The organism is Vibrio sp. HI00D65 (assembly GCF_001635455.1).
Classification (GTDB): domain Bacteria; phylum Pseudomonadota; class Gammaproteobacteria; order Enterobacterales; family Vibrionaceae; genus Vibrio.
The window spans coordinates 1-1,096 of record NZ_LWEH01000310.1 but is presented as its reverse complement, the minus strand read 5'-3'; the positions used below and the strand labels follow the sequence as shown (position 1 = coordinate 1,096).

1 protein-coding gene and 1 pseudogene are annotated in these 1,096 nt (G+C 43.7%); one reads left to right on the top strand and one right to left on the bottom strand.

All coding sequences use genetic code 11. The annotated features are described in order from the left end of the window. Positions 1-84: pseudogene (gene rhtB / locus A3712_RS26940) on the bottom strand (homoserine/homoserine lactone efflux protein); the annotation flags it as partial. Between the two features lie 81 nt (positions 85-165). On the opposite strand from rhtB, the gene A3712_RS19435 reads away from it, so the two are divergent. Next, positions 166-1,096, top strand: a 931-nt coding sequence (locus tag A3712_RS19435) for an alpha/beta fold hydrolase (RefSeq protein ID WP_063524717.1), incomplete at its 3' end; no start/stop codon positions are given.

The following is a 1,096-nucleotide window of genomic DNA, read 5'->3' as shown; positions in this document are numbered from 1 at the left end:
GATTGAATTTACGGTACCCGAGCCCGGAGCCAAGCTAAATAAAATCGCCGTGACAACATAAGCAAGCCAAACATGAGTATCCATTTGCATTTCCTTACTAGTTCTTTAATCTAACAACATTAGTAGCAATAAAGCTCTCACACGCATCAGTTCAGGTAATTTCCCATGGAAAACCACAGCGAAGCCGCCTTCCCTTACACTCAAGAACCTCAGTTCGATCATGCGATTAAACACCCGATCAACGTTCTTTGGCAACAAAGAAAAGAGGGGTATTTAACATCGTCTGGTAAAAAGAAACTGTACTGGTGCAGCCTCACCTCAGAAAAGCACAGCAAAGCTATTGTGATTTCAAATGGCCGTATCGAATGCTGCCAAAAATACCAAGAAATCTTTTATGATTTTTATCAACAAGGCTATGACGTTTATTCATTTGACCATCAAGGTCAAGGCCAGTCGGAGCGTATGGTAGCAGACTCTGACATTGGTCACATTCATGAGTTCGATGATTATACATCAGACATGTCTGACATGATTGCCAGTTTTGACCTCAGCAAGTATGCAAAGCTATACCTGTTAGCCCATTCAATGGGTAGCACTATCGCGACACGCTATCTACAAACCCATCCAGATCACCCATTTGATAAGGTCACCTTGTGCGCTCCAATGTTTGGTATCAACACCGAGTGGTACTTGAAGCCTATCGCAATGATTGTTGGGCAAGTGCTTACTGCATATCACGCCAAACCGGTTTACGCGCCAGGTCAGCAAGCCTATTACTCGAAACCTTTTGAGAATAACCTCCTGAGTCAAAGCAAGGTTCGTTATCAGTGGTTCCGTCGACTTTACGAAGAGAACCCTTCACTGCAAGTCGGTGGTGCTAGCACTCGCTGGGTATGGCAAGGATTAATGGCAGCCAAGCAGTCAATCCAACAAACTCGTCAAATCAAGATCCCTCTATTGCTGATTCAAGCAGGTGAAGAGAAGATTGTGAGTAACGACGCTCAGGTAAAATTCATCAATAAACTGAAGAAAACCAACTCGGATTGCCAATTTAAAGTCATCGAAGGCTCAAGGCATGAAGTGTTGTTTGAGCAAG